Below are 26,852 nucleotides of genomic sequence, written 5' to 3' on the forward strand. Positions count from 1 at the left end.
GGGCCATGGCCGCGACAGTTGACCAATGGCCGCCTTGCATTTAAGTGGCGCGCAGGTTCGGGTTCCTGCCGCTCGCAAGCTTTGGCTTTGGTGAAACCCGCAACGCGCGTCTTAGGCCAATCATACGGCATGCGCTCAGGTGGTAATGCGGGCATCCTCCAACACTGCGTCATGCCATGATGAATCGAGGCAAAAGATGACAAATTTACCTTCCTCACCCCGTGTCGAGGCGTTCAAGGCTCAGGCCAGACGCCTGCGCACCCAACTGGCCGGAACCGGTACCGATATCAGCCACAGTCAGGCGCTTGAACTGGTCGCACAGCAGCAAGGCGCGCGCGACTGGAACACCCTTCGCGCGCTGGCGTCGCGACCGGGCAACAACCGGCCTCTGGCTGTGGGTGACCGGGTGACGGGGCATTACCTGGGGCAACCGTTCACCGGGTATGTTCACGGGCTGAGCCACGGCGAACACGGCGATCACAGCCGGATCACGCTGCATTTCGACGACCCTGTGGACGTGGTGACCTTCGACAGCTTTTCGTCGTTCCGTCAGCGGGTCAGCGCGACTATCGGCCCGGACGGGCGATCACCGCGCAAAACATCCAACGGAGAGCCGCAAATCATCGTCGAATTTGCGGGGCTTTGAAATGCGAACGGGCCGCCCTGTGGGGCGGCCCGTGTCGTCATGTCATGTACGCCGGTTTATTCCGCGTCCGCAGCCCAGCCGCCAACGGCCTTGATCTCAAGGAAATCCTCGATCCCGAAAATCCCGCCTTCGCGACCATTGCCCGACTGTTTCATCCCGCCAAAGGGCGAGCCGGCGCTGCGGCTCTGACCGTTCATTTCCACCATGCCCGAGCGCAACGCGCGGGCCATGCGGTTGGCGCGGGTTCCGTCCTGTGTCTGGACATAGTTGGTTAGCCCATAGGGCGTGTCATTGGCGATCTCGATTGCCTCTTCCTCGGTATCGAAGGGGATCACCGTCAGAACCGGGCCAAAGATTTCCTCGCGCGCGATGGTCATCTGGTTGTTGGCGTCAGCAAACACGGTCGGCTTGACGAAAAAGCCTCGGTTCACGCCGTCCGGGCGGCCCATGCCCCCGGCGACCAGGCGGGCGCCTTCGTCGATGCCCTTCTGGATCAGGTCCTGGATCTTGTTGAACTGTGTCTCGTTCACGACGGGTCCGATATGGCGTCCTTCTTCGTGTGCGTTGCCAACGGTGACCATTTCGGCGACCTGGCCGGCGGTTTCGACGGCCTGATCGTAGATGTCACGCTGGACAAGCATCCGGCTGGGCGCGTTGCACGACTGCCCGGTGTTGTTCATCATGTGCAGAACGCCACGTTTGACGGCCTTTTCATCGGCATCGGCAAAGATCACGTTCGCGCCCTTGCCGCCCAGTTCCAGGTGCACCTTTTTCAGGGTGTCTGCCGCGGCTTTGGAAATCGCCGTGCCCGCACGGGTCGAGCCGGTGAAACTGACCATGTCGACATCGGGGTGCGCGGACAACTGGCTGCCCACGCCCGCACCGTCGCCGTTGACAAGGTTGAACACACCAGCCGGGAAACCGGCCTCGTCCATCATTTCGGCAAAGACGATCGCGTTGAGCGGGCTTTCCTCGGATGGTTTCAGAACCATGGTGCATCCTGCCACGGCTGCGGCCCCCACCTTGAGCGTGACCTGGTTCATCGGCCAGTTCCACGGGGTGATGAGTGCTGCGACGCCAACCGCCTCGCGGATAATCCGGTCGTTGGGCGAGCGGTCGTTCAACGGCTGTTCGAAATCGAACGCCTTGGCCGCGCGGACAAAGTTTTTCAGGTGATAAACACCGGCGCCCACCTGCTGTGTGCGGGCCATGTCGATCGGCGCGCCCATTTCGCTGGTCATGGCCTGGGCAAGGTCCTCGCCCCGGGTCATGTAGATGTCGATCAGCTTTTCCACCAGCGCGATGCGCTCGTCCTTGGGGGTCGCCATCCAACCGGGCAAGGCGGCCTTGGCGGCCGCGACGGCGGCGTTCGTGTCAGCTTCGCTGCCCAGCGAAATCACGGCACAGGGCTCTTCCGTCGACGGATCAATGACCTGATGATCATTGGCCTGTGCCGGGGCAACCCATTTTCCATTGATGTAAAATTCGCGCTTTTCGATCATGTCTGACCTCCCAAATCAAATACATGTCCCGACCGCGCGGTCAGGGATTCGCGTCACTCTGTCACTGCGGCGCCTTTGGGGCAAGAGAGGGGATGAAACGTTACATGCGAGCGATTACTTTGTGCGTGACATGAGTCGAAACCAGAAAACAAAGAGGGCATCCATTATGGGTTTGCGCATCAACGACATTGTTCCGAATTTCACCGCCGAAACCGATCAGGGAACCATTCAGTTTCATGACTGGATCGGTGACAGCTGGGCCATCCTGTTTTCACACCCCAAGGATTTCACGCCGGTTTGCACCACGGAATTCGGTGCCGTGGCGCAGCTGGCCGATGAATGGGCCAAGCGCAACACCAAGGTGATCGGCGTGTCGGTCGACGGTGTCGAAGACCACAAGAAATGGAAAAACGACATTGAATCCTTTGCCGGTACCGAGGCCGGTTTCCCGATCATCGCGGATGAAGGTCTGGCCGTGTCCAAGGCGTTCGACATGCTCCCCGCCGAGGCCTATATGCCCGATGGCCGCACCCCCGCCGACAGCGCCACGGTGCGTTCGGTATTCATCATCAGCCCGGACAAGAAACTGCAGCTGACCATGACCTATCCGATGTCGGTTGGCCGCAACTTTGCCGAGGTGCTGCGCGCCTTGGACGGTCTGCAGCGCACCTATGGGCAGCCTCTGGCGACCCCAGCGAACTGGACCGCCGGTCAGGACGTGATCGTCGGTCTGGCGTTGGACGACGCCGCAGCCGAGGACAAGTTCGGTAAACTGGACAAGAAGCTGCCCTATCTGCGGTTTGCCAAGAACCCGGGCTAAGTCCGTCGGGCAGGACTGTCTGAACGATTATAAAGGCGGCCCAAGGGGGATCACCCTTGGGCCGTTTTTCTTTTGTGGGTGCGATGCCGCGGCCCGAAAGGGCGGCACCGTCCGCTCGCCACTTGTCGCGCAATGTCCGATCGCTTAACAGGTGACAGCACGAGGAGATAATCGATGGCTTCGCTAAAGCGCTGGTTGGATTTGCGACGCAATCCCTGGAAGGCCCCGTTCAATGAGGGGTTCAAGCGCTGGCGGTCTGAAAACGGCCTTCAGAAGCTTTATGACTACGACGGTCTTAGGCCGGGCGCCGTCGTGCTGGATTTCGGTGGGTTCGAAGGGGAATGGACCGCTTTGGTGCGCAAGGCGCAGCCTGCCGCGATTTGCCATATCTTTGAACCGCACCCTGTATTTGCAAAAGAACTGCACAAGAAATTTGACCCTGTCGACGGCGTGCATGTTCACGAATTCGCGCTGGGACGCGCGGCGGGGACGCTGGCATTGGACGACGCGGGCGATGCGTCCTCGGGGTTCGGCAATTCTGATGGCGCTTATTCGGCACCGATCCGCCCCGTAACCGAGTTCTTTGAAGAACATGAGATCGGGATGGTCGATCTGGTGAAGATGAACATCGAAGGCGGTGAGTATGATCTGCTGCCGGCCATGATCGACAGCGGATTGATCGGGAAGGTTCGCAGGCTTCAGGTGCAGTTTCACCTGTTCGACAAATCCCTTGTCGCGCGGCGCGAAGAAATTCGCGAAAAGCTGGCCAAGACACACGATTGCGTGTGGGCTTATCCGTTTGTCTGGGAAGAGTGGCGTCTGAAAGACACCGCATAACCCTGACCGCAGGTGCGGTTCAGCGGCTTTGCTTATCCCTGGCTGGACAGCTTATTGACGGCTGCCCGATACCGGCTGCGCTTCCATTCGCGGGCCAGACGCTCGGACAGTGATTTGCGTTCACTTATCGTGCTCCCGCCGGTTTCGGCGGTCCTGTCGGTCAGACCTGAGGGTGCAATCGTGGCAAGGTGAATGCCGGTGTGCCAATGCATCTGCAAAAAGGTGTCGACCGGGCGATCGAATGTTTCGGTGAGATCAAGAAGCCGCTGAGCGGATGCACGGTTGACCAGCTGGCCCGACGTGCGCAACGGGGTCACCTGCGGTTGCAGCAACCTGCACAGCCCTTTCGCGTCAATCGTTTCCCCGTCAACCTTGCGCGTCTGAAGCTGGATGTACCCGTAGGTTCCAACATGCGTCTGAGCCAAGTTCAGAGCATCGTCAAACTCGGGCCCCAAAGCGACATCATCCTCCAGAATAAGGGCGGCATCCGCATGCCCATCGACAAGGTTTTGCCAGGCGTTTCTGTGGCTGAGAAAGCAACCGATTTCCCCCGGTCTGAGAGGAAACGGATAGGCCGGTTTAAGCAATCCGGGGCGATAGAACCGGTTGATTTCCTCTGGCGACAGCGCGGATCCATCGACCGCAGCAAGAATGCTGCTGTTCGGCCCGGTGTCCCGGATCAATTGCTGAGCCTGCTCAAAGCGTTTTCTGGCGCGTTCCAGATGGATGACAAAAGTTTCGACGTTCACTGGCGAAACGGGCTCCGTTCGGTTTGATTGATCCTGTAAGTGGCGCTTAACACGTCAAGCGGCGCTGTTCAAAATGCGGATTGCGGAAAACGGATGCGCCACAAAAAAGGCCCCGAAACTTCGGGGCCTTTCTCAATTTCCTGGTGTCGCGCAGATTACTCTGCTTTTTCCTCGACGATCTCTTCGCCGGTTTCCTGATCAACGACTTTCATCGACAGGCGCACCTTGCCGCGATCGTCAAAGCCCAGCAACTTGACCTTCACTTCCTGGCCTTCCTTCAGAACGTCCGAAGGATGGTTCAGGCGGCGGTTTTCGATCTGGGACACATGGACCAGTCCGTCGCGCTTGCCAAAGAAGTTCACGAAGGCACCGAAGTCGACGATCTTGACGACCTTGCCGGTGTAAATCGCGCCTTCTTCCGGCTCGGCCACGATGGCGTGGATCATGTCATAGGCTTTCTTGATCGCTTCGCCATTGGGCGATGCAATCTTGATGATGCCGTCGTCGTTGATGTCGACCTTGGCGCCCGACACTTCGACGATTTCACGGATCACTTTACCGCCCGACCCGATCACTTCACGGATCTTGTCGGTGGGCACCTGCATGGTTTCGATGCGCGGTGCGTGGATCGAGAATTCGGCAGCGCCCGAAAGCGCCTTGTTCATCTCGCCCAGGATGTGGATACGGCCGACTTTGGCCTGCTCCAGCGCCTTTTCCATGATCTCGGGCGTGATGCCGGCAACCTTGATGTCCATCTGCAGCGACGTGATACCGTTTTCGGTACCGGCCACCTTGAAGTCCATGTCGCCGAGGTGGTCTTCGTCACCCAGAATGTCGGACAGGATCGCATACGACCCGTCGTCTTCCAGGATCAGGCCCATGGCCACACCGGCAACCGGTGCTTTCAGCGGCACACCTGCGTCCATCATCGACAGCGATCCACCACAAACCGACGCCATCGAGGACGAGCCGTTGGATTCTGTGATCTCGCTCACCACGCGGATGGTGTAGGGGAAATCGGTCGCGGCGGGCAGAACGGCCTGAAGGGCGCGCCAGGCCAGCTTGCCATGGCCGATTTCACGACGGCCCGGAGGGCCAACGCGGCCAACTTCGCCAACCGAATAGGGAGGGAAGTTGTAGTGCAGCAGGAAGTTGGATTTGAAGTTGCCGTGCAGCGCGTCGATAAATTGTTCATCGTCGCCGGTCCCCAGCGTGGTCACAACCAGACCCTGCGTTTCCCCACGGGTGAACAGGGCCGATCCGTGGGTCCGCGGCAGCAGGCCGGTTTCCGAAACGATCGGACGGATTTCGTCGGTCTTGCGACCGTCGATCCGCTTGCCTGTTTTCACCACGTCGCCGCGCAGAATGCTGGCTTCCAGCGTCTTCATGGCCGACCCGAGGTTCGCATCTTCAAGCTGCTCTTCGCTCAGCGCGGCCTTGACGGTTTCGCGGGCCGCGGCAACAGCGGCGGTGCGCTCTTGCTTGTCGGCGATTGCGAACGCGGCGCGCATTTCTTTTTCGCCCGCTTTCTTGACCGTGTCGTAAAGGTCCGAATAATCAACCGGCTGGAAGTCAAACGGCTCTTTCGCGGCGTCTTCGGCCAGATCGATGATCAGGTCGACAACCGGCTGAATCTGCTCATGAGCAAATTTAACCGCGCCCAGCATTTCGGCCTCGGACAGTTCATAGGCTTCGGATTCGACCATCATCACGGCTTCTTTGGTGCCGGCGACAACCAGATCCAGACGCTGTTCCGGGTTCAGGCGCAGGTCCTGCATGTCGTCCACAGTCGGGTTCAGGATGTATTCGCCATCCTCGAAACCAACGCGGCAACCGGCAATCGGGCCCATGAACGGTGCGCCCGAAATGGTCAGCGCGGCGCTGGCGGCGATCATCGCAACCATGTCCGGGTCATTGACCAGATCGTGGGACAGCACGGTGCACATCACCAGAACTTCGTTCTTGAAACCGGGCACGAACAGCGGGCGGATCGGACGGTCGATCAGGCGGCTGGTCAGCGTTTCTTTTTCGGTCGGGCGCGCTTCGCGCTTGAAGAAGCCGCCCGGGATTTTACCGGCGGCATAGTATTTTTCGTTATAGTGAACGGTCAGCGGGAAAAAGTCCTGACCGGGTTTCTGAGCGCGAGCAAAGGTCACGTTGGCCATGACCGAAGTTTCACCCAGAGTGGCGATGACACTGCCATCTGCCTGGCGGGCAACCTTGCCCGTTTCCAGTGTAAGCGTTTCTTCGCCCCACTGCATTGATTTCGTCGTAACGTTAAACATCTAGCGTATCCTAATTGGGAGCACTCCCGGCCCTCCGGGTCTCCCGATTGCATGGCGGCCCCATTGCCGCCGACCCCTCTATCTTCTTCTCGAGTGCCGGGGTCCGGGCACACCGTTTCAGATGAAGCGCCCATACATGACTTTGCCATGATTTGAAAGCATGGATATTGCGGGCGGCGTTTATGCCCCGTCGCAAATGACTTTCAGATCATGATCCATGATGGACGCAACTGTCGCATGACATAGGCACGCGCCCTGAAAATTTTGACAGGCTGGTGAAAAAAGGTCTGATCGCGATGGGGGCGGTCCTGTTCTTCGGGCGATGGCACCTGGTCTCAGGGGAGCGGGGACGTCTGCCACAACCGCACCTTCAGCCCGCCGTGGGCCACGATAGGGCCAGGGGGTTGAAACGGCAGACCTGCTGCCTTGACCAGCCCGGGTTGGGTGGTGACCATGGCCACCCGCCATCCTGAAAACCGGCTGCGCATCGTTTCGCCGAATTCCGCATACAGCGCATAGAGCGGACCCTTGTTGCTGATCCGCGCCCCATAGGGCGGGTTCACGATGACCAGTCCGGGTGCACCATCTGGCGGGGTGGCATCGCGCACTGGTATGCAGTCAAAGGAGGTCAGCGCGCTGACGCCCGCGCGCTCGGCATTGGCAAGGCTCATCCGGATCGCCCCGGCGTCGCGGTCCGATCCGTGAAACCGCAGATCGGTGGCGGCCGGTGTCTGCGCGCCGCGCATTTGGAACCATTCCCCGGGGTCAAAGTTGGCGAGTTTCTCGAACGCAAAGCTGCGCGACCGCCCGGGCATCAGCCCGGTGGCGATTTCTGCGGCTTCGATCACGAATGTGCCGGACCCGCACATCGGGTCATAGACGGGTTCTCGCCCCTCATATCCGGCCTCGCGCAGGAACATGGCCGCCATGGTTTCGCGCATCGGGGCCTTGCTCACGGCCTCTTTGTGGCCGCGTTTGTGCAGGGATTCGCCGGTTGTATCGATGCTGATGGTGCACAGGTCGTCCTCGATCCGGACCTTCACGACGATTTCGCCGTCCTTGGAGATTTTTGCCCCCAGTTCCTCGGCAATGGCGCGTTCCACCCGGCTGGCGGCGGCGCCAGCGTGGTAGATGCGCGATTTGCGGCTGGTGGCATCGACCTTGACTGACACGTCAGGGCGCAGCACGCTGGCCCAGTCGACCTTGCGCGCGCGCTTGTCCAGTTGGGCGGGGTGCATGGCGCGAAATTCTGCGATGCGGGCCAGAACGCGGGTGGCCCCACGCAACACCAGATTGGCGCGCCAAACCTCGGACCAGCCGCCGCGCAGGTTGACCCCGCCGGGCACCTGTTCAACGCCGGCAAACCCTGCGGCGCGCGCCTCGTCGGCCAGTGGTTTTTCCAACCCCGGTGTGGCGACCAGGAAAATGTCCATCTGCACGTCATCTGTCATGGTCGCATTCCTAGGGGGTTAGCCGATTTGGAGCGAGGGGGAATTGCATCTTTGCCCCCGCAAATGAAAAACGCGCCCGGATGGGGCGCGTTTGGCAGTCTCTGTCTGGGGCGCGATATCAGCGACGCAGACCCAGGCGTTTGATCAGGTCCTGATACCGGGCCTCATCTTTCGCTTTGGTGTAGTCCAGCAGCTTGCGGCGCTGGGCGACCATTTTCAAAAGGCCACGACGACCGTGGTTGTCTTTCTTGTGGGTCTTGAAGTGTTCGGTCAGTGTCGCGATGCGCGAGGACAGGATGGCAACCTGAACTTCGGGCGAACCGGTGTCGCCTTCCTTGGTGCCAAATTCCTTCATGACGCGTGCTTTTTCTTCAGCAGTAATCGACATCGGGGTCTCCTTTAAAAGGTTAAGGTGAATGGCGCAGGCCGGGATGTCGTCCAGCACAGGCCCGTGGAGATGACCGCAACCGTCCTGCCGGGGGGCGATTCCATTGCGGATGCGGGCGTATAGGCATTCTGGCGGCAAATAGCAAAAGGTTATTGCATCTGCAGGGCGCCCAGCCCCTGTGCCGCCGGGTCGCAATGATCGACCAGAACGATTTCATCGACCGAAATCGGCTTTTCCGTCCGGATGCGGGCCAGATCCCGACCGTTCAGCGAGACACGGCTGATCCCCGGTTCCCGATGCACGGCGAGATCGGGGTAGCTGTCGTTTTCAAGATTGCACAGCAAGACCAGGCGATCAACGAACGGGTCGAATTCCATCAGTCGGACCGGATCTTTGTCTGAAGGGGCCTCGTCCGTCCCCAGCGACTCCGACTGATCGGCTGCCGGTGCACAGTACAACGCATGATCGCCGTTGGTCTCCGACAGGGTCGGGTTGACCACAGCGTCGGCGGGGTCGTCCGGTTGTCCTTCGGCCTCGGATGGGACGGCGTTCTTTTTTGTCGGGCCAAAATCCATGGTCAGGGCAATGCCACCAATCGCCGCCAGCCCCAGCAATCCTGCCAAGATCATCATCAATCCACACCACGAAACAGGCACCCCACCTGCGGCCATATCGCCACAAGCGCGCGGCCGGGGTCAAAGCGTATCGGAGGCGCAGGTAAACGAAGTGTTAAACGGGCCAGGCCTCGGGGCTTTGGGTATAAGCGATGTAAAGCGGGTGTTTGGGGTGGCCTGCCTTGGACAGCCCCAAGTGGAACAACGGTCTGCCGGTGCCCCGCAGTAGCTTTTCGACCGCCGGGCCGCGGTTCAGATGCGTGCCGTGGGTGCCCCATGCGGCGATGATCTGATCGGCCCAATCGGCGCCTTGCAGAATGGCGGCGTCGTTGTCCGTGCCGACGGGATCGCGTGCGGCCCGCATAGCGCGCGGGTCGGTGTCGCGCCAGGCAAAGATGTTGGTCACCTGAAACGCACCGAACCCCAGGGCGCGGGCGCGGCGTTCGCAGCGTTCCACCGTCGGATCGTTCTGCACCTCGGTCGCGGTCGACGGGTTCAGCATGACAAACAGCGCCTTTTTCCCGGCCGGGTCCCAGACGCGCGTCAGGCTATAGCGATAGCGTTCGCAATCGGAATAGATGGCGGTCGAGGGCGCATCGCCCTTGGTATGCGTTCGTGTTATCATCGCGCCATTCATAGAGCCGATTTCAGTCAAGTGCCAACCGAACCGACCACGGATTGTCGCCGGCACGTCATTATCAGGAGGCCCGGCACATGCCCGATCAGGACCCTTTGGAACTGCGCAGGATCGAACTTGAGGAACAGCGCGAAAAGAACGCCGTTTTGTTGCGCGAAAAAGAGTTGGAGATCGAATCGCTCAAGGCCACGATCAGTCATTCCACCCATGGCGCGGAACAGCGGGGCCGCAGCAATGTCGCGCTGATCTCGGTTCTGTCAGCGTTCATCGGTGCGATTGCGTCGATGGGGGCGGCCTATCTGACCGGCAACCTCAGCGTTCAGGAACGGCGGTTGGTCAACGCCGCGCAGGCCAGCCTGGAACAGCAGAAATTTTCCTATGAACTGATCTCGGCCGCCCTGTCCGAAGAGGACGATCAGACCCGCGCACAGCGTCTGCGGTTCATGGTCGACATCGGGTTGCTGGAAAACCTCAAGTCCGACAAGCTGATCGAATACGCCGATCTTGAGGTGGAGCGGATCGAAAAGGGAGACACCCGGCCAAGTTACCTGCCGATCACCGATATGCAGCAGCAGGCCTTTATCGACCGAAGCATCCGGCCCGGCTACGCCGTGCGGTTGGTGGCGACAGGCGCCAACAAGATCAGCGTGATCAAGGAAATTCGCGCGATCACCGGTCTGGGTCTGAAAGAGGCCAAGGATTTGTCGGAACAGCCGGGGGAGCTGATCATTTCCGGGCTTGCTCAGGGCACCGCCAACGACATCGCAGGCCGCATGATCGATGCGGGGGCGACCGTCGAAGTCGAACTGATCGAATTCACGAAATGACGGGTCAATCCCGGGGGGTGTTGAAGACCCGGCTGGGATGCAGCTGGCCCGCCTTGTAGATGCCCACGGCAACGGCCTTGCCATCCAGCGAGGCCCAGCATTCATCGCCGTATTCCACATCACTGCTCAGAACCATGCCCGGATTTCCGTTGCGCAGTTTGGCCGCGCCCTCGGGGGTGCAGCGCAGTTCGGGCAGATCGGCCAGCCCAACCTCAAGCGGCAGCAGATGGTCGTCCAGTTCCGGGGTGCGGGCCATTTGCTCGACCTGCTCCATGGTCAGCCCATCCTTGGCGTCGAACGGGCCGGACCAGATCCGGCGAAGGCGCACCACATGACCATAACAACCCAGAACATTGCCCAGATCGCGTGCGATCGAACGGACATAGCCGCCCTTGCCGCAGGTCATTTCCAGGTCGACCGTATCCGCATCGGGGCGGCCCGTCATGACCAGTTCCTCGACCCACAGAGGCCGCGCCTCAAGCTCCATCTCTTCGCCGCCGCGGGCGCGTTTATAGGCGCGCTCGCCGTCGATCTTGACGGCCGAAAACTGCGGCGGGACCTGCATGATCTCGCCTACAAACTGGTGCAGGGCGTCTTTGATTTCATCATCGGTGGGGCGCGCGTCGCTGGTGGCGATCACTTCGCCCTCGGCATCGTCGGTGTTGGTGGCCTGCCCCAGCCGCACGGTAAAGGCATAGGCCTTGAGCGCGTCGGTGATATAGGGAACGGTTTTGGTCGCCTCGCCCAGTGCGACGGCCAGAACGCCGGTCGCCTCGGGGTCAAGCGTGCCGGCGTGACCGGCCTTTTTCGCGTTCAGCGCCCAACGCACCTTGTTCACAACGGCGGTCGAGGTTGGCCCGGCAGGTTTGTCGATCACCAGCCAGCCGGAAATGTCGCGTCCCTTGCGTGCCATGTTGCCGATTCCAATCTGTTCATGTTTTGCGCGCGGTATACGCGGCCGAAGGCGGGGGTCAACCGGATCGCCTTATTGCGCGGCGTCCTCGACCACGCCCACCACCGGGCCCAGCGAGAAACCCGCATCGCGCCGGTTGATCTGCGGTGCATAAAGGCGCGAGACGTTGCCATCGAAATAAAGCGCTTCGGCCAGGTTCAGGTGATCCCGGAACAGGCTGCCGAATTCGTGAAAGGTGACGGCATTGTCCGAAATCGCAAACACCACGCGCGTGCCATCGGCGCTGGTGCCCACACCGTTGCGCACATAGCGCGATGTGCTGTCGGGCAGGAACCTGGGATGCAGGTCGCCGTCGATCACCAGCATCGGACCGGATTGGGTGGCGTGGGTGCACTCCGGTTTGCGCTCCAGAAAGGCGCGGGTTTCAAACACGTCGGTGCGGCCCGGGCGGATGCAGAACACCCCATTGGGCAACAGACCAAAATTGCCCGGTCCCGCGTTGGGGATCACGCGCATCAACTCTTCGCCGTTTTCCACGTAATGGCCGACGGGCGAGCGATCTGAATGGTACATGCCCGCGTTCATGGCAAAGGCCAGTGTCTTGCCATCCTGCGCCAGGGCATCGTCGATGGCCGGAAACTGGCCCAGGACATCGCCCGCGTCATCGTAAAGGAACAGGCGCAGGTCCTCCTGCGCGGCATCAACCTCGCAAATGGTGAACTGGTTGTCGCCATGGGTCACGTCGCGGCATTCCACGGCCCCGGCGCTGCCAGCGATGCAAAAGGCCAGACCGGCCGCCAGTGTTCGGATCACGTGTCGATATCGCGGCGCACCGCGTCCTGGGACAGCATGCGGCGGGTGTCGTCCATCTGGTCAAAGGTTTCGTCCAGACGGAACCGCAGGTCGGGGGCGAATTTCAGCGTCAGTTTTTTCGAAATCGCGCGGCGCAGCTCACCCTTGTTGCGGGCCAGCAGTTGCAGCACTTCGTCCTGCCCCTGTCCGCCCAGCGGCAGCACATAGGCTGTCGCAATTCTCAGATCGGGGGTCGTGCGCACCTCGCCCACGGTGATGGACATGCGGTTCAGGTCGGGATCATGCACATCGCCACGCGCCAACACCTCGGACAGGGTCCGGCGGATCAGTTCGCCAACGCGAAGCTGGCGTTGCGATGGGCCTTGCCCGTCTTGGAATTTGTTCTTTGCCATATGCGTGATCTAGTGGTTCACGCAGGCTTTGCCAAGCGGGCAGCAAACGGGTAACAGCACCGGGAAGTAAAAGGAGCCGCATCATGACACATCACCCAGGTATCGTCGTTACCGGGGCATCGGGCCGAATGGGCCAGATGCTGATCAAACTGGTCTGCGACAGTGACAAGGTGCGTCTGGTGGGGGCGGTCGAACGGACAGGGCATGACTGGGTCGGTCAGGATGTGGGGACAGCCATGGGCGGCGCTGCGGTGGGCGTGACCGTGACCGATCAGCCGCTGGATGCCTTTGCCAATGCGCAAGCGATCCTTGATTTCACTTCGCCCGAGGCGACGCTGGAATTTGCCGCACTGGCCGCACAGGCGCGCGCCGTGCACGTCATCGGCACCACCGGGATGAGCGATGAGCAGATCGAACGGTTGAAACCCGCCGCGCGCCACGCGGTCATCATCCGCGCCGGCAACATGAGCCTGGGGGTCAACCTGTTGGTTGAGCTCACCAAAAAGGTCGCCGCCGCCCTGGACGAGGATTTCGACGTCGAGGTGATCGAAGCGCACCACCACCACAAGGTGGATGCCCCGTCGGGCACGGCCCTGATGCTGGGGCAGGCGGCGGCGGACGGGCGCGGCGTTGAACTCAATGACGTCTCGGACCGGGGCCGCGACGGGATCACTGGTGCGCGCGAACGGGGTCATATCGGATTTTCCGCCATTCGCGGCGGCGACATCGTGGGCGAACATGACGTGTTGTTCGCCGGTCCGGGGGAACGGGTGATTCTGCGCCATGTGGCCACCGACCGGGCGATTTTTGCGCGCGGTGCGCTCAAGGCCGCACTGTGGGGCCAGGGCAAGGCGCCGGGCGAATACAACATGGCCGACGTTCTGGGATTTTAAGCGGGAATCGGCGCAGCCTCGGCCCGTCGGGCCGGGGAAATTCACATCCGGGTGATCCAATCGCGCCTTCCGTGCGTAACACTGGGGTAAGCATCGATTCGGGTGACAGACATGATTTTCAAGACAGCCATTTCTTGCGCCGCCTTTGCCTGCGCTTTGATCGCGGCCCCGGCCAGCGCCGAATTCGCCCAGGTTACGGATGAGGCACAGTTCAAATCGATCATCTCCGGGAAAACCCTGACCCGCCCCCTTATCCGGCTTGAGGTCTCTCCCTCGGGCGTCATTCGCGGCAGGGGCGCAAGATGGGATGTCAGCGGGACATGGTCATGGCGCGACGGGTTTTTCTGTCGCGAGCTGAACTGGGGCGGTGACGATCTTGGATATAACTGCCAGGAGGTGCGCGTGAACCAAGGTCGCATCAGGTTCACCTCGGACAAGGGTCAGGGCGACTCGGCCGAGTTTCGTCTGCGTCAGGACTGACGATCGATCAGAAATCGATCGCGATGCCCTTTTTCTCCCAATCTCCGTAACGCACAGGCTCGGGGCCGTCACGACCGCCCAGTTCCTTGGGCAGAGGCGCCTTTTTGGCAGCGGCTTTTCGGCGCTCCTCTGCCTCGGCCAGCGCGCGCTGCGCCGCGGGGGGCAGGTCGTCTCGGGCTGAATCGTCCATGTCGCTCATCTCGGCTTCCTTTGCTTGCGCACCCTTGATATATGCCCGCCCTTGGCAGGGGCAAGCCGATGAAAAGGGAACCGGACATGACCGACAAGGGACTGGGCGCGCGCCGCAGCGCGATTTACCTGCTGGATCAGGTTCTGGGCGAAGGACGGCTTTTATCCGAAGTCCTGAGTTCCGAAACCCTGGACCGGCTTGCGCCCGAGGATCGCGCCCGCGCCCAGCGTCTGGCCACCCAGACCCTGCGCGGGTTGGAGCGCGCCGACCGGATTTTACAGAAACACCTGCGCAAATACCCGGCCCTTACCGTTCGCAATGCCTTGCGGGTCGGCACGGTCGAACTGTGTCAGGGCGAGGCCGCGCATGGCGTGGTCAATGCGATGGTGCAAATTGTCGGCAGCCATAAACGCCACGGAGCGCTCAAGGGGCTGGTCAACGCGGTGCTGCGCAAGGTGGCCGATCAGGGACCCGACGCATGGGACCTGCTGCGTGTGCCGCGTCTTCCCAAATGGCTGCGTGGACCGCTGGTTCAGGCCTGGGGACCCGAGGCCGTTGCGGCGATGGAAAAAGCGCATTTCGCCGGTGCGCCGCTGGATATAACACCCAAACCGGGGATCAGCCCGGATTTACCGGGTGCGTTGATGCTGCCCACCGGGTCTTTGCGCCTGATGGATGCGGGGCAGGTAACGGCCCTGCCGGGATACGAGGCCGGCGACTGGTGGGTGCAGGATGCGGCCGCCGCGCTGCCCGCCCGCGTCCTGGCCGCGCAACCGGGCGAAAGCGTTCTGGACATGTGCGCTGCCCCGGGGGGCAAGACCCTGCAACTGGCCGCGGCGGGGGCCAGTGTCACCGCGCTCGATATTTCGGAACAACGGATGAAACGGGTGAGCGAGAACCTCGCGCGCACCAAGTTGAGCGCCGAGGTAGTCGTGCAGGACGCGCTGGAACATCAGGGCCGCTATGACGCAATCCTGCTGGATGCGCCCTGTTCTGCCACGGGCACCATCCGCCGCCATCCCGATCTGCCCCATGCCAAGGACGGGTCGGAGTTTGGCGAATTGATCGGATTGCAGGCCCGGATGCTGGCCCAAGCGTGGTCTCTGCTCAAGCCCGGCGGGCGGCTGGTCTTTTGTACCTGTTCCCTTCTCCCGGACGAGGGCGAGGTCCAGATCGAAGACGCGCTGGCCGATACGCCCGACATGTCGGTGGACCGCGAGGCCTTGGCCCTGCCGGGCGTTGATCCTGCTTGGATCACGTCGGAAGGGGGGCTGCGCCTGCGCCCGGATTACTGGCCCGATCAGGGCGGTATGGACGGGTTTTACATCGCCTGTCTGCGCAAAGCTGCCTGAGGGCGCGAAACTACGGTGACTTGCGGGACCATGCGCGGTATGATCGCGCCAAACGCCAAAGAGCGTATGAGGCAGAGCGCATGTCGATCCCAGATACCCTGGCCGGACGTCGTATCCGGTTCATGAACCATTTGTTCGCCCGGCTCAGCCAGCGGCAGAAATCCGCGACCGGGTTTGTGTTGCAGCCTGAACCGCGCACCATCGGCAGCTTTGCCAAGGGCCGACAGTTGATCGCGGGGAACATCCTTTTTGCCGGCTATCTGATTGAATCGCGCGATACCAATCTGTGGGACGTCGCCACGCCCAATGCGGCCTTTGACGATGAAAGGCATGGGTTTGCGTGGCTTGATGATCTGGCCGCCGTGGGGGACGCGCCCGCACGGGCCAAGGCGCAGCAATGGCTGTGGGCCTGGATCGACCTTTACGGCAACGGAAAGGGGCCGGGCTGGACGCCCGATCTGACCGGACGGCGGGTGATCCGCTGGATCAACCACGCGATTTTCCTGCTGCGGGGGCAGGACAGCGAACAAAGTCGGGCCTTTTTCCGCGCCCTGTCGGCGCAGACCTGGTTCCTGTCGCAACGCTGGACAAGCACCGCGCCGGGGGTGTCGCGATTTGAGGCGCTGACCGGGCTGATCTATGCGGGCCTGTCCCTGGAGGGCAAGGAAAGCCTCGCTGATCCGGCGGTGCGCGCACTGGGGCACGAATGTGAAAACCAGATCGACGATCAGGGCGGTCTGCCGACCCGAAACCCCGAAGAACTGCTTGAGGTTTTCACCCTGCTGACATGGGCTGCCGCCGCCCTGCATGAGGCCGGGCGCGGCACGCCGCCTGCCCATACTGCGGCGATTGAAAGGATCGCTCCCACTCTGCGCGCCCTGCGCCACGCCGATGGCGGCCTCGCGCGGTTTCACGGCGGGGGCCGGGGACTTGAGGGGCGGTTGGATCACGCGCTTGCGGCCAGCCATGTTAAACCCGGCCCGTCCAAGGGGCTGTCGATGGGCTATGCCCGGCTTAGCGCGCGGCGCACCAGTGTGATTATTGACGCCAGCCCGCCTCCCAGCGGCGCGGCGTCCTACAACGCGCATGCATCGACCCTTGCGTTTGAACTCACCTCCGGGCGGCGTCCGCTGATCGTGAATTGCGGGTCGGGCGCCTCTTTTGGCAAGGAGTGGCGCCGCGCCGGACGGGCGACGCCCTCGCATTCAACCTTATGTCTGGCGGGGTATTCAAGCGGACGGCTGACCCCGTCGCGGCACGGCGGAACGCAGGAAATTCTGGTGGACACCCCGACCCACGTGCCGGTGGAATTGTCCGAGATGGCGGATGGCATCCGGTTTCAGGGCGGCCATGACGGGTATGTCGCGAATTTCGGGCTGACCCATGCGCGCACGCTTGAGTTGGCCTTCGACGGGCGCGGCATGGCAGGAGAAGACATGCTGCTGGCCATGGATGATGCGGCCAAGCGGAAATTCGATCTGGCGATGGACGCGGTGAAACTGGCCGGGATCGCCTTTGATATCCGCCTGCATCTGCATTCGGACGTCGATGCCACGCTGGATCTGGGCGGGGCCGCGGTGTCGATGGCGCTCAAGAGCGGGGAAATCTGGGTGTTTCGTCATGACGGCAAGTTCGACCTGTCACTGGAACCCAGCGTTTACCTTGAACACGGCCGCCTGAAACCGCGCGCCACCCGGCAGATCGTGCTGTCGGGGCGCGCGATGGACTATGCCACCCGCGTGCGATGGACCCTGTCCAAGGCCCATGACACCGCCATTGCCGTGCGTGATCTCACCCGGGATGAGCCGGAGTTCGACAGTTGAGCCGAAGATCCGGGGCCAGTTTAGGCGCGGTTCGCTGTTGGAGCAAAGCAATCCCGTGGCAGGGGTCTGAAGGGCCGGTCGAGTGAGTAACCGGGTTCTGGTTCTGGGCGGGTATGGAGTGTTCGGTGCGCGTCTGTCGCGGGCGTTGATCGCGGACGGACGATACGACGTTGTCGTTGCCGGGCGGAACAGGGCGGCGGCACAGGAATTTTGCGCCAGCTACGGCGGTACGCCGATGGCGCTGGATCGGACCGAGACACAGCTTGTTGCACATCTGGCTGAACTGGCGCCGTTTATCGTCATCGATGCGGCCGGTCCGTTTCAGGATTATGGCCCGGACGGGTATGCACTGGCCCGCGCCGCGATTGCGTGCGGGGCACATTACGTCGACCTGTCGGATGATGCGGATTTTTCGGCCGGGATCAGCAGTCTCGATGACGCGGCACGGGCCGGGGGCGTGGCGGTGATTTCAGGCGCATCAAGCGTTCCGGGGCTGTCCTCGGCGGCGGTCGAGGCCCTGATCCCGGACATGCGCGACATTGATCTGATAGAGAGCGTTATTTTGCCGGGCAATCGCGCGCCCCGCGGGTTGTCGGTGGTGCGGGCCATCCTGGCCCAGGTCGCCCGCCCGATCCGTGTCTGGCGAGAGGGGCGGTGGAGCACAGTGCAGGGCTGGGGCGGGCTGCGCCGTGAAACCATCGAAATTCCGGGGGCCGCGCCGTTGACCGGACGGTGGTCGTCCTACATCGGGGCACCCGATCTGGCACTGTTTCCCGAACGATACGGCGCGCGCACGGTCTTGTTTCGCGCCGGGCTGGAACTGGCAATTCTGCACTGGGGTCTGTGGGCTTTGGGTCTGTTGGTGCGGTTGCGGCTGATGCGATCGCTCGCGCCGCTGGCGCGGCCGGTGCGCTGGATGGCGCAATGGTTCGAACCTTTCGGCAGTGATCGTGGCGGCATGGTCGTGCGGGTTATCGGGACGTTGGAAACAGGTGTCGTCACTGAACGCCGATGGCTTTTGCTGGCCGAGGCCGGGGACGGCCCCGAAATTCCGACGCTGGCTGCGCGTATCCTGTGTGACCGGCTGGTCCTAGGGCACACCCCACCGGGCGCGCGGGCCTGTCTGGGGGAGTTCACCCTGGACGAGGTCGAGGGCGCGGCGCGCAACCTTGCCGTCCGTTTCGAGCGTAATTGAACGGTTTGGTCCGCTGTCCTTTGAAATCGCATTGTCGGATAGCGACGCGGCGCTGATCCAACCGGTCACGCGCGCTTGGGGGGTGCCTTTGCCGCTGATCAGACGCGTCATTCGCTTTCGCGGGCGGTAGATGCCCGCGCTTTGACGCGATCGAAAGGCGCAAAAGCGCCCCAAAGGCGCAGGCGCGGCAAAACAGGTGGTTCTATCCCGGCCCCATATGGATTATGCCGCGCCCAACTGCTGACAACCACCCAAGGGATCTGCCATGACCAACCTTCACCCTGTCCGCCGCGCGTTGCTTTCGGTGTCCGATAAAACCGGCCTTGTTGATTTGGGCAAGGCGCTGGCCGAACGTGGGATCGAATTGCTCAGCACCGGAGGCACCGCCAGCACGCTGCGCGATGCCGGTCTGACCGTGCGCGACGTGGCCGAGGTGACAGGGTTTCCCGAAATGATGGACGGCCGGGTCAAGACGCTGCACCCGATGGTGCATGGCGGGTTGCTGGCCTTGCGGGACAATGACGATCATCTGGCGGCGATGAAGACCCACGGGATTGGCGAGATCGACCTGCTGGTGGTGAACCTTTACCCGTTCGAGGCAACAGTCGCGGCAGGCGCCGATTATGACACCTGCATCGAAAACATCGACATCGGCGGCCCGGCCATGATCCGCGCGGCAGCCAAGAACCATGCGTTCGTGAACGTGGTTGTCGACACAGAAGATTACGATGCGCTGCTGGGCGAACTGGCGGAAAATGATGGCGCGACGTCCTTTGCCTTTCGCCAGACACTGGCGCAGACGGCCTATGCCCGCACAGCGGCCTATGACGCGGCGGTGTCGACGTGGATGGCCGATGCGCTGGGCAATCCCGCCCCGCGCCGCCGCGCCGTGGCCGGCACATTGGCCCAGACCCTGCGCTATGGCGAGAACCCGCATCAGAAGGCGGCGTTTTATACCGATGGCTCCAACCGCCCCGGCGTCGCGACGGCGACCCAGCATCAGGGCAAGGAACTGTCCTACAACAACATCAACGACACCGACGCAGCGTTCGAACTGGTCAGTGAATTCGACCCCAAGGACGGCCCGGCCTGCGCGATCATCAAGCACGCCAACCCCTGTGGCGTGGCCCGGGGTGAAACGCTGACAGAGGCCTATTCCCGTGCATTCGATTGCGACCGGACCAGCGCGTTCGGCGGTATTATTGCGCTGAACCAGGCACTGGATGGCGCCACGGCCGAGGAGATCAGCGGTATCTTTACAGAGGTCGTGATCGCCCCGGATGCGGATGAGGACGCCAAAAAGGTATTCGCCGCCAAGAAGAACCTGCGCCTTTTGACCACCGGCAGTCTGGCCGATCCGATGGTCACGGCCATGACCGTGCGTCAGGTGTCGGGCGGGTTGCTGGTGCAGGATAAGGACACCGGGTTTATCGGTCTCGACGATCTAAAGGTCGTGACCAAGCTGGCCCCGACAGACGATCAGATGCGCGATCTGCTGTTCGCCTGGAAGGTTGCCAAGCACGTCAAATCCAACGCCATCGTCTATGTCAAAGACGGCGCCACTGTCGGTGTCGGCGCCGGCCAGATGAGCCGGCTGGATTCGGCCCTGATCGCCGCCAAGAAGGCCGAGCGCATGGCCGAGGCGATGGACCTGCCCCAGCCGCTGACCATCGGGTCTGCCGTGGCATCGGATGCGTTCTTCCCCTTTGCCGACGGGTTGCTTGAGGCCGCCGCCGCCGGGGCCACATGCGTGATCCAGCCGGGCGGGTCGATGCGCGATGATGAGGTGATCGCCGCCGCCGATGAGGCGGGCCTTGCCATGGTGTTTACCGGCATGCGCCACTTCCGCCACTGAGGAGAGCAGATGATGCGCCCCCTGATCTGGGCCGGTATAGCGGCCCTGTTTCTGGACCAGCTGAGCAAGTATCTGGTGGTGCACTGGATGGCGCTCAGCCGGGTGCGTTCGATCGATGTGTTCCCGCCTTTGCTGAACTTTCGCTATGGCGAAAACCGGGGCATCAATTTTGGCCTGCTGAACGGCCATTCCGAGGTGTCGCGCTGGCTTTTGATCGTATTTTCACTGGTCGTGGTGGTGGCCGTCGCCTATTGGGTGCGCCGCTGGCATCCGACCCTGCGCATGCAGCTGAGCGCCGGTTTTCTGATCGGCGGAGCGCTGGGCAATGTGGTGGACCGGTTGCTTTATGGTTATGTTCTGGATTTCCTGAACATGTCCTGCTGTGGCATCGACAACCCGTTCGTCTTCAACATCGCGGATGTGTTCATTTTCCTTGGTGCCGCAGGCCTGATCCTGTTCGACGTGGCGGACAAGAAAAACGCCCCGTGACCTGAGCGCGGGAATGCGGTAAAAGCACCCAAATCGTGCAGGAGAGTAAGCGTGCGTATTTCGCGTGTTGCGATCATTTTAGGGGCGGCATTGGCCGTCGCGGGCTGTTCAAGCAAGGGGTTGCGCGATCTGCGCACCAACAGCGAGGGCCCTGACGAATTCCTCATCCTGCCGAGCAAACCGCTGTCGGCACCCGAAAGCTATGCCGCTTTGCCGACGCCTACACCGGGCGGTGCTAATCTGGTGGATCAGAACCCCAAGGCTGACGCGGTTGTCGCGCTGGGCGGGCGGGCTGAGACCCTGAACCCGCAAGGCGTTCCGTCAACGGATGGCGCACTGGTGGCGCAGGCCAGCCGCCATGGTGTATCGCCGCAAATCCGCGAGACATTGGCCGAGGCCGATGCCAAGTTCCGCAAGCGCCAGTCGCGCGGGACACGCATCCGCCTGTTCCCGGTCGACCGGTACGTCCAAGCCTATCGCCGCAATGCGCTGGATCCGTTTGATGAAACCGAACGGTTCCGCCGCTCAGGCTTTGCCACGCCGTCCTCGCCCCCGGAAAAGCCCTGAGCCTGCTCACTTTTTTGCCATGACTCCTTGATCCCGGTCAGCGGCGCCGTAGGTTTAGTCCATGGGATTGATAAGGATATGTCTATGATCCGTTTTCTGGCGCCAATCGCGGCCATCTTGGGACTGTTTGCTCCTGCTTTTGCCAAAGGCACTGACGAGGCGGTCAGCAGCTTTGTTCTGGACAATGGCATGCAGGTCGTCGTGGTCGAAGATCACCGCGCCCCGGTCATTCAGCACATGGTGTGGTACAAGGCTGGATCGGCCGATGAGCCGCGCGGCGAATCCGGTGTGGCGCATTTTCTGGAACACCTGCTGTTCAAGGCGACCGACAATATGGAATCGGGCGAATTGTCGGCCACGGTTGCCGCCAACGGCGGGCGTGACAATGCCTTTACCAGTTACGATTACACCGCCTATTTCCAGCGCGTCGCCGCCGACCGGCTTGAGCTGATGATGAAGATGGAGTCGGACCGGATGGTCAACGTCCGGCTGACCGAACGCGATATCGTCACCGAACGCGACGTGATTTTGGAGGAACGCAATCAGCGCACCGACAACAACCCGCGCGCCCTGTTCGGAGAGCAGCTGAACGCGGTGCAATACCACAACCATCGCTACGGTGTGCCGGTGATCGGCTGGCGCCATGAAATGGAAGAACTGGACATGGCCGATGCCCTGTCTTTCTACGGGACCTATTATGCGCCCAACAATGCCATTCTGGTGGTATCGGGCGATGTCGATCCGGCCGAGGTCAATCGGCTGGCCGATATATATTATGGTGCGATACCTGCCAATCCGGACCTGCCCGAACGGATCCGAACGCAGGAACCGCCGCAAACCGCCGCACGGCGCCTGACGTTCAAGGACGCGCGCGTGGCCCAGCCCTATGTCAGCCGGTCCTATCTGGCCCCCGAACGCGACAGCGGGGCCCAGGAAAAGGCGGCGGCGCTGGTGTTGCTGTCCGAAATCCTGGGCGGCGGTACGACGTCGTTCCTGACCGAAAAGCTGCAGTTCGACCAAAAGATCGCGGTGTATTCCGGCGCGTTCTACAATGGCACCTCGCTGGATGATGCCACGTTCGATATTGTTGTCGTTCCCAGCGACGGCGTGACCCTTGAACAGGCCGAAGCGGCCATGGACGAGGCACTGATCGCCTTCATGGAAACCGGCGTCGATCTGGATCAGCTTGAACGCATCAAGATGCAATTGCGCGCCTCGCAGATTTACGCGCGCGACAATGTGGACGGGATCGCAAATCGCTATGGCCGGGCACTGGCCATTGGCCTCACGATCGAGGATGTGCAGGCGTGGCCCGATGTGCTTCAGGCGGTGACGCCTAAGCAGATCATGGCCGCCGCCCGTGACATCCTGCGCGAGGAAACATCCGTGACCGGGTGGCTGATGCGCGATCAGGAGGTAGGCCAATGAAGGCGCTGTTTTTTGCTCTGATCGCTCTGGTCTTTGCCCTGCCGGCCGCGGCCGAGGTCAAGATCCAAGAGATCAAGACGCCGGCAGGCATCACCGCATGGCTGGTCGAGGAGCACTCCATCCCGTTCACCGCGCTGGAAATCCGGTTTCGCGGGGGCACCTCGCTGGATGTGCCGGGCAAACGGGGCGCGACCTATCTGATGACTTCATTGCTGGAAGAGGGGGCCGGCGATATGGATGCGCGCAGCTATGCCCGCGCGCTTGAGTCGCTGGCAGCGTCCTTCCGATACGATGCGCGCGATGACGCGGTGTCGATCTCGGCACGGTTTTTGACCGAAAACCGGGACGAGGCGCTTGCCTTGCTGCGCGATACGATCCACCAGCCGCGGTTCGATCAGGAGGCAATCGACCGGGTCCGCGGGCAGGTGATTTCGGGCCTGATGTCGGATGCCAAGGACCCTAACGAGATTGCCTCGACCGCGCTGTCGCGTATGGCCTTTGGCGATCATCCCTATGGCAGCAATGGCCAGGGCACGGTTGAAAGCGTGTCGGCCCTGACACGGGACGATATCGTCGAGGCCCATCGCGGCGCCTTGGCGCGTGACCGCCTGTATGTGGGTGCGGTTGGCGATATCACCGCCGAGGAACTGGGTGTTCTGGTTGATGCCCTGCTTGCCGATCTGCCCGAGACCGGGCGGGAGATTCCGGGCCCGGCCGAAGTGACGATTTCAGGGGGTGAAACCGTCATCCCGTTCGACACGCCGCAATCCGTGGCCGTGTTCGCGCAGCGCGGGATCGACCGCGACGATGATGATTTCTTTGCCGCCTACGTGATGAACCAAATCCTGGGCGCAGGTGGCTTTGAAAGCCGTCTGATGACCGAAGTGCGCGAAAAGCGCGGGCTGACCTATGGGGTCTATTCCTATCTGGTGCCCAGGGATCTGGCCGCCGTGTACCTGGGCAATGTGTCGTCGTCCAACGACCGGATCGGCGAGGCGGTCGAGGTGATCCGAAACGAATGGCAGAGCATGGTCGAGAAAGGTGTGACGCTCAAGGAACTGAAGGATGCCAAGACCTATCTGACCGGGGCCTATCCGCTGCGGTTTGACGGGAATGCACAGATCGCCAGCATCATGGTCGCCATGCAGATGCAAGGTTTGCCGATCGACTATATCGCCACCCGGAACGACAAGGTCGAGGCGGTGACGCTGGACGATGTGAACCGTGTCGCGCGCGAATTGCTGGACCCGGAGAACCTGCATTTCGTCATTGTCGGCATGCCCGAAGGACTGAACGCCACGGCCGGGAACTGACCCGGCCGGGTGTCAAGATGCGTCGGGTCAGAACACCGGTTTATTCGCCGTAAGGCACCCAGATATTGCGCACTTCGGTCGCGGCGGACAGCCATTCGGCACTGTCGTTGCGGGTCCAGTCGCGGGCCATGGCGTTGTTCACCCATGTGCGTTTCAGGTTCTGGGCCGAGGCCCGTTCGATATCTGCCGACAGGGGACTTGAGGAAAAGCTCCAGACCGCATCGACATTCATATGCGCGGCCAGCGCCGGGGCGAGATCCCGGTGCGCGCCGGTCAGGATGTTGACCACCCCTGCAGGCACGTCCGAGGTTTCGAGAACCTGGTAGAAATCGGTCGCGGCCAGCGGATAAGGCTCGGAGGCGGCGAGCACCACGCGGTTGCCCATGGCGATGGCCGGGGCCATGACCGACACCAGCCCCAGCAGGGGGGACTCGTCGGCGCAGAGGGCGCCGATGATGCCAACCGGTTCCTTCATTGCGATGGCGACGCCGCGGATGGGCACGCCATGCACCTGCCCGTCATACTTGTCGGCCCAGGCGCCATAGGTGAACAGGCACTGGATGCTGGCCTCGATCTCTTTTGCACCCTGACGTCCGCCTTTCAGCGCGTCGATGCGATGGGCAAATTCATCGGCGCGGGCCGACAGGTTTTCAGCGATATAATAGAGGATCTGCGCGCGCAGATGGCCCGTGGTTTTGGCCCAGCCTGCCGCGGCCTGTGCTGCCTCGACCGCATTGCGCACGTCCTTGCGGCTGCCCTGACCCACATGACCCAGCAACCCGGCTGATTTGCCCCAGACGGGCCGGGAATAGCCGCTGTCGGGGCGGGTCTGTTTGCCACCGATGTACATTTTGGCGGTGCGGTCGATGGGATCGACGGGGCCATTCCCACCAACGACGGGTTCGATCCGGGCCAGCGGTTTGGGTTTGCCTGCGGGTTTGGTATAGGCGCTCAGCCCCTCCCATCCGCCTTCGCGGCCAAAGCCGCTTTCGCGGACGCCGCCGAACCCGGCAGCCGCGTCAAACAGGTTGGTGGCGTTGACCCAGACCACGCCAGCGGCCAGTTTCGGGGCCACGTCCAGCGCAAGGTTCACGTTTTCGCTCCACAGCGTGGCGGCAAGACCGTACCGGGTGTTGTTGGCCAGTTCGACCGCTTCAGACGGGGTGCGAAAGGTGGTTGCAACAAGAACCGGGCCAAAGATTTCCTCTTGCATCAGCGGGTCCGACGGTTCGAGCCCGGTAATCAGGGTCGGGGGGTAGAAACACCCGTTTTCGGGCCGGGCGCCAGCCGCGTGATGGGTGTGGCCGGCGGTGTTCGCCTCGACCATGTCGCGGATGCTGGCCAGTTGAACGGGATCGACGATGGCGCCCACGTCGATGCATTTGTCCAGTGGGTTCCCGATGCGCAGCTTGTCCATCCGGTCGCGCAGGCGGGCATAGAAATCTTCCGCGATGCTTTCCTGCACCAACAGGCGCGACCCGGCACAGCAGACCTGCCCCTGGTTGAACCAGATGGCATCGACCAGCCCTTCGATCGCGCTGTCGATATCGGCGTCGTCAAAAACGATATAGGGCGACTTGCCCCCCAGTTCGAGGGTCAGCGCCTTGCCCGAACCGGCGGTCGCCTCGCGGATGCGGCGGCCCACCTCGGTCGAGCCAGTGAAAGCGATCTTGTCGACCTCGGACTGCACGATCATTTCACCCACCGCGCCGTCGCCGGTGACGATGTTCACCACACCCTTGGGCAGGCCGGCCTGAATGCAGATGTCGGCAAACAGCATGGCGGTCAGCGATGTGTATTCTGCAGGTTTCAGAACGACCGTGTTGCCCATGGCCAGCGCTGGCGCGACCTTCCACGCCAGCATCAGCAGCGGAAAGTTCCAGGGGATGATCTGTCCGCAAACGCCAAGCGGGACGCGGCCGGTCTGCGTTTCCTCCATCAACTGGGCCATGCCCGCATAGTAATAGAAATGCCGCTGCGCCAATGGCACGTCGATATCGCGGCTTTCACGGATGGGCTTGCCGTTGTCCAGCGTTTCCAGCACGGCGAACAGGCGCGCGTGTTTCTGTAGTAACCGCGCCAGCGCATAAAGATACCGCGCCCGCCCCGTTCCGCCCAGCTTTTCCCATTTCGGCTGGGCCTTGCGGGCGGCGGCGACGGCGGCATCCACATCCTCTTGCGTGGCCTGGGTCAACGTGGCGAGCACCTCGCCAGTGGCGGGGTTGTGGCTTTCAAAGGCCTGGCCCGGTCTGGTCAGTTCCCCGTCGATGAAGTGGCCGAACCTGTCGCCCTGTTCGACCAGCCACACCAACGCTTCTTCGGCGCTTTCGGGGGCGGGTCCATAGTCCATTGATTGAAAGATTTCGCTGACTGTCATTTTGATCGTGTCCATC

The 26,852-nt window shown here is 62.1% G+C and carries 25 protein-coding genes and 1 pseudogene; 14 read left to right on the plus strand and 12 right to left on the minus strand.

Going from position 1 to position 26,852, the window contains the following annotated elements:
- Positions 1-196 precede the first annotated feature (196 nt).
- Positions 197-646, plus strand: coding sequence for a glyoxalase superfamily protein (locus tag ACXYMO_RS07380; RefSeq protein WP_458878050.1), 450 nt, complete (start codon positions 197-199; stop codon positions 644-646).
- Between the two features lie 56 nt (positions 647-702).
- Here the strand turns inward: ACXYMO_RS07380 and ACXYMO_RS07385 are convergent, their stop codons facing one another.
- Positions 703-2,148, minus strand: a complete 1,446-nt coding sequence (locus ACXYMO_RS07385; RefSeq protein WP_458878051.1) for an aldehyde dehydrogenase family protein — start codon at positions 2,146-2,148, stop codon at positions 703-705.
- A gap of 166 nt (positions 2,149-2,314) precedes the next feature.
- On the opposite strand from ACXYMO_RS07385, the gene ACXYMO_RS07390 reads away from it, so the two are divergent.
- Complete coding sequence (locus ACXYMO_RS07390; RefSeq protein WP_458878052.1) at positions 2,315-2,968, plus strand: peroxiredoxin; 654 nt, start codon at positions 2,315-2,317, stop codon at positions 2,966-2,968.
- Positions 2,969-3,142: 174 nt separating this feature from the next.
- The gene (locus ACXYMO_RS07395) at positions 3,143-3,805 is read left to right on the plus strand and encodes an FkbM family methyltransferase (RefSeq protein WP_458878053.1); all 663 of its coding nucleotides are present in this window, start codon (positions 3,143-3,145) and stop codon (positions 3,803-3,805) included.
- A gap of 32 nt (positions 3,806-3,837) precedes the next feature.
- Here the strand turns inward: ACXYMO_RS07395 and ACXYMO_RS07400 are convergent, their stop codons facing one another.
- The 6 genes from ACXYMO_RS07400 to ACXYMO_RS07425 all read right to left on the minus strand — a co-directional run bounded on the left by ACXYMO_RS07400 (position 3,838) and on the right by ACXYMO_RS07425 (position 9,917).
- Positions 3,838-4,554: a glycosyltransferase family 25 protein gene (locus ACXYMO_RS07400; protein WP_458878054.1), complete on the minus strand. Its 717-nt coding sequence runs from the start codon at positions 4,552-4,554 to the stop codon at positions 3,838-3,840.
- A 155-nt stretch (positions 4,555-4,709) separates the two neighbouring features.
- The gene (gene pnp / locus ACXYMO_RS07405) at positions 4,710-6,839 is read right to left on the minus strand and encodes a polyribonucleotide nucleotidyltransferase (protein ID WP_458878055.1); all 2,130 of its coding nucleotides are present in this window, start codon (positions 6,837-6,839) and stop codon (positions 4,710-4,712) included.
- A gap of 335 nt (positions 6,840-7,174) precedes the next feature.
- Positions 7,175-8,290 (minus strand): THUMP domain-containing class I SAM-dependent RNA methyltransferase, encoded by a 1,116-nt coding sequence (locus ACXYMO_RS07410; RefSeq protein ID WP_458878056.1) that lies wholly within the window; start codon positions 8,288-8,290, stop codon positions 7,175-7,177.
- A gap of 118 nt (positions 8,291-8,408) precedes the next feature.
- Positions 8,409-8,678, minus strand: a complete 270-nt coding sequence (rpsO, locus tag ACXYMO_RS07415; protein WP_458878057.1) for a 30S ribosomal protein S15 — start codon at positions 8,676-8,678, stop codon at positions 8,409-8,411.
- 149 nt (positions 8,679-8,827) lie between these two features.
- A complete protein-coding gene (locus ACXYMO_RS07420; protein ID WP_458878058.1) occupies positions 8,828-9,310 on the minus strand; it encodes a hypothetical protein in 483 nt (160 codons plus the stop codon).
- Between the two features lie 97 nt (positions 9,311-9,407).
- Entirely contained in the window at positions 9,408-9,917 is a 510-nt protein-coding gene (locus tag ACXYMO_RS07425) for a DUF1643 domain-containing protein (protein ID WP_458878059.1), read from the minus strand.
- Positions 9,918-10,534: 617 nt separating this feature from the next.
- On the opposite strand from ACXYMO_RS07425, the pseudogene ACXYMO_RS07430 reads away from it, so the two are divergent.
- A pseudogene (locus ACXYMO_RS07430) lies at positions 10,535-10,756 on the plus strand (ribosomal protein L7/L12); the annotation flags it as partial.
- 4 nt (positions 10,757-10,760) lie between these two features.
- On the opposite strand, the gene truB reads toward ACXYMO_RS07430, so the two are convergent.
- From truB to rbfA, 3 genes are all read right to left on the minus strand, one after another.
- Positions 10,761-11,669, minus strand: a complete 909-nt coding sequence (gene truB, locus ACXYMO_RS07435; protein WP_458878061.1) for a tRNA pseudouridine(55) synthase TruB — start codon at positions 11,667-11,669, stop codon at positions 10,761-10,763.
- Positions 11,670-11,741: 72 nt separating this feature from the next.
- A complete protein-coding gene (locus tag ACXYMO_RS07440; protein ID WP_458878062.1) occupies positions 11,742-12,482 on the minus strand; it encodes a phosphodiester glycosidase family protein in 741 nt (246 codons plus the stop codon).
- Positions 12,479-12,874 (minus strand): 30S ribosome-binding factor RbfA, encoded by a 396-nt coding sequence (gene rbfA / locus ACXYMO_RS07445; RefSeq protein WP_458878063.1) that lies wholly within the window; start codon positions 12,872-12,874, stop codon positions 12,479-12,481. Before rbfA ends, ACXYMO_RS07440 begins: the two co-directional genes overlap by 4 nt.
- 83 nt (positions 12,875-12,957) lie before the next feature.
- On the opposite strand from rbfA, the gene dapB reads away from it, so the two are divergent.
- Together dapB and ACXYMO_RS07455 are read left to right on the plus strand one after the other, a co-directional pair.
- On the plus strand, positions 12,958-13,767 hold the full coding sequence (dapB, locus tag ACXYMO_RS07450; protein ID WP_458878064.1) for a 4-hydroxy-tetrahydrodipicolinate reductase: 810 nt from the start codon (positions 12,958-12,960) through the stop codon (positions 13,765-13,767).
- 111 nt (positions 13,768-13,878) lie between these two features.
- Positions 13,879-14,247: a dihydrodipicolinate reductase gene (locus ACXYMO_RS07455; protein ID WP_458878065.1), complete on the plus strand. Its 369-nt coding sequence runs from the start codon at positions 13,879-13,881 to the stop codon at positions 14,245-14,247.
- Positions 14,248-14,254: 7 nt separating this feature from the next.
- On the opposite strand, the gene ACXYMO_RS07460 is transcribed toward ACXYMO_RS07455, so the two are convergent.
- Entirely contained in the window at positions 14,255-14,446 is a 192-nt protein-coding gene (locus ACXYMO_RS07460) for a DUF1674 domain-containing protein (RefSeq protein WP_458878066.1), read from the minus strand.
- A 77-nt stretch (positions 14,447-14,523) separates the two neighbouring features.
- On the opposite strand from ACXYMO_RS07460, the gene ACXYMO_RS07465 reads away from it, so the two are divergent.
- The 8 genes from ACXYMO_RS07465 to ACXYMO_RS07500 all read left to right on the plus strand — a co-directional run bounded on the left by ACXYMO_RS07465 (position 14,524) and on the right by ACXYMO_RS07500 (position 24,459).
- Positions 14,524-15,789, plus strand: coding sequence for an RsmB/NOP family class I SAM-dependent RNA methyltransferase (locus ACXYMO_RS07465; protein ID WP_458879059.1), 1,266 nt, complete (start codon positions 14,524-14,526; stop codon positions 15,787-15,789).
- Between the two features lie 80 nt (positions 15,790-15,869).
- On the plus strand, positions 15,870-17,612 hold the full coding sequence (locus ACXYMO_RS07470) for a heparinase II/III family protein (protein WP_458878067.1): 1,743 nt from the start codon (positions 15,870-15,872) through the stop codon (positions 17,610-17,612).
- Positions 17,613-17,694: 82 nt separating this feature from the next.
- Complete coding sequence (locus ACXYMO_RS07475) at positions 17,695-18,807, plus strand: saccharopine dehydrogenase family protein (protein WP_458878068.1); 1,113 nt, start codon at positions 17,695-17,697, stop codon at positions 18,805-18,807.
- 265 nt (positions 18,808-19,072) lie between these two features.
- The gene (gene purH / locus ACXYMO_RS07480) at positions 19,073-20,662 is read left to right on the plus strand and encodes a bifunctional phosphoribosylaminoimidazolecarboxamide formyltransferase/IMP cyclohydrolase (protein ID WP_458878069.1); all 1,590 of its coding nucleotides are present in this window, start codon (positions 19,073-19,075) and stop codon (positions 20,660-20,662) included.
- A gap of 12 nt (positions 20,663-20,674) precedes the next feature.
- A complete protein-coding gene (lspA, locus tag ACXYMO_RS07485) occupies positions 20,675-21,151 on the plus strand; it encodes a signal peptidase II (RefSeq protein WP_458879060.1) in 477 nt (158 codons plus the stop codon).
- A 51-nt stretch (positions 21,152-21,202) separates the two neighbouring features.
- Entirely contained in the window at positions 21,203-21,718 is a 516-nt protein-coding gene (locus ACXYMO_RS07490; RefSeq protein WP_458878070.1) for a DUF3035 domain-containing protein, read from the plus strand.
- An 84-nt stretch (positions 21,719-21,802) separates the two neighbouring features.
- A complete protein-coding gene (locus ACXYMO_RS07495) occupies positions 21,803-23,146 on the plus strand; it encodes a M16 family metallopeptidase (RefSeq protein ID WP_458878071.1) in 1,344 nt (447 codons plus the stop codon).
- Positions 23,143-24,459: a M16 family metallopeptidase gene (locus tag ACXYMO_RS07500; RefSeq protein ID WP_458878072.1), complete on the plus strand. Its 1,317-nt coding sequence runs from the start codon at positions 23,143-23,145 to the stop codon at positions 24,457-24,459. Before ACXYMO_RS07495 ends, ACXYMO_RS07500 begins: the two co-directional genes overlap by 4 nt.
- 40 nt (positions 24,460-24,499) lie before the next feature.
- Here ACXYMO_RS07500 and ACXYMO_RS07505 read toward each other — a convergent pair whose 3' ends face one another.
- Positions 24,500-26,836 carry an aldehyde dehydrogenase family protein gene (locus ACXYMO_RS07505; protein WP_458879061.1) on the minus strand — a complete coding sequence of 779 codons (2,337 nt, stop codon included), beginning with the start codon at positions 26,834-26,836 and terminating at the stop codon, positions 24,500-24,502.
- Positions 26,837-26,852: the final 16 nt, after the last annotated feature.

The organism is Arenibacterium sp. CAU 1754, from assembly GCF_054482635.1.

Coding starts and splice junctions, on each gene's coding strand:
- ACXYMO_RS07410 (WP_458878056.1), bottom strand. CDS start 8,290: ATGACAGATGACGTGCAGATGGACATTTTCCTGGTCGCCACACCGGGG.
- ACXYMO_RS07395 (WP_458878053.1), top strand. CDS start 3,143: ATGGCTTCGCTAAAGCGCTGGTTGGATTTGCGACGCAATCCCTGGAAG.
- ACXYMO_RS07390 (WP_458878052.1), top strand. CDS start 2,315: ATGGGTTTGCGCATCAACGACATTGTTCCGAATTTCACCGCCGAAACC.
- lspA (WP_458879060.1), top strand. CDS start 20,675: ATGCGCCCCCTGATCTGGGCCGGTATAGCGGCCCTGTTTCTGGACCAG.
- ACXYMO_RS07420 (WP_458878058.1), bottom strand. CDS start 9,310: ATGATGATCTTGGCAGGATTGCTGGGGCTGGCGGCGATTGGTGGCATT.
- rpsO (WP_458878057.1), bottom strand. CDS start 8,678: ATGTCGATTACTGCTGAAGAAAAAGCACGCGTCATGAAGGAATTTGGC.
- purH (WP_458878069.1), top strand. CDS start 19,073: ATGACCAACCTTCACCCTGTCCGCCGCGCGTTGCTTTCGGTGTCCGAT.
- ACXYMO_RS07465 (WP_458879059.1), top strand. CDS start 14,524: ATGACCGACAAGGGACTGGGCGCGCGCCGCAGCGCGATTTACCTGCTG.
- ACXYMO_RS07495 (WP_458878071.1), top strand. CDS start 21,803: ATGATCCGTTTTCTGGCGCCAATCGCGGCCATCTTGGGACTGTTTGCT.
- truB (WP_458878061.1), bottom strand. CDS start 11,669: ATGGCACGCAAGGGACGCGACATTTCCGGCTGGCTGGTGATCGACAAA.
- ACXYMO_RS07470 (WP_458878067.1), top strand. CDS start 15,870: ATGTCGATCCCAGATACCCTGGCCGGACGTCGTATCCGGTTCATGAAC.
- ACXYMO_RS07500 (WP_458878072.1), top strand. CDS start 23,143: ATGAAGGCGCTGTTTTTTGCTCTGATCGCTCTGGTCTTTGCCCTGCCG.
- ACXYMO_RS07425 (WP_458878059.1), bottom strand. CDS start 9,917: ATGATAACACGAACGCATACCAAGGGCGATGCGCCCTCGACCGCCATC.
- ACXYMO_RS07385 (WP_458878051.1), bottom strand. CDS start 2,148: ATGATCGAAAAGCGCGAATTTTACATCAATGGAAAATGGGTTGCCCCG.
- ACXYMO_RS07460 (WP_458878066.1), bottom strand. CDS start 14,446: ATGAGCGACATGGACGATTCAGCCCGAGACGACCTGCCCCCCGCGGCG.
- rbfA (WP_458878063.1), bottom strand. CDS start 12,874: ATGGCAAAGAACAAATTCCAAGACGGGCAAGGCCCATCGCAACGCCAG.
- ACXYMO_RS07455 (WP_458878065.1), top strand. CDS start 13,879: ATGATTTTCAAGACAGCCATTTCTTGCGCCGCCTTTGCCTGCGCTTTG.
- dapB (WP_458878064.1), top strand. CDS start 12,958: ATGACACATCACCCAGGTATCGTCGTTACCGGGGCATCGGGCCGAATG.
- pnp (WP_458878055.1), bottom strand. CDS start 6,839: ATGTTTAACGTTACGACGAAATCAATGCAGTGGGGCGAAGAAACGCTT.
- ACXYMO_RS07380 (WP_458878050.1), top strand. CDS start 197: ATGACAAATTTACCTTCCTCACCCCGTGTCGAGGCGTTCAAGGCTCAG.
- ACXYMO_RS07505 (WP_458879061.1), bottom strand. CDS start 26,836: ATGACAGTCAGCGAAATCTTTCAATCAATGGACTATGGACCCGCCCCC.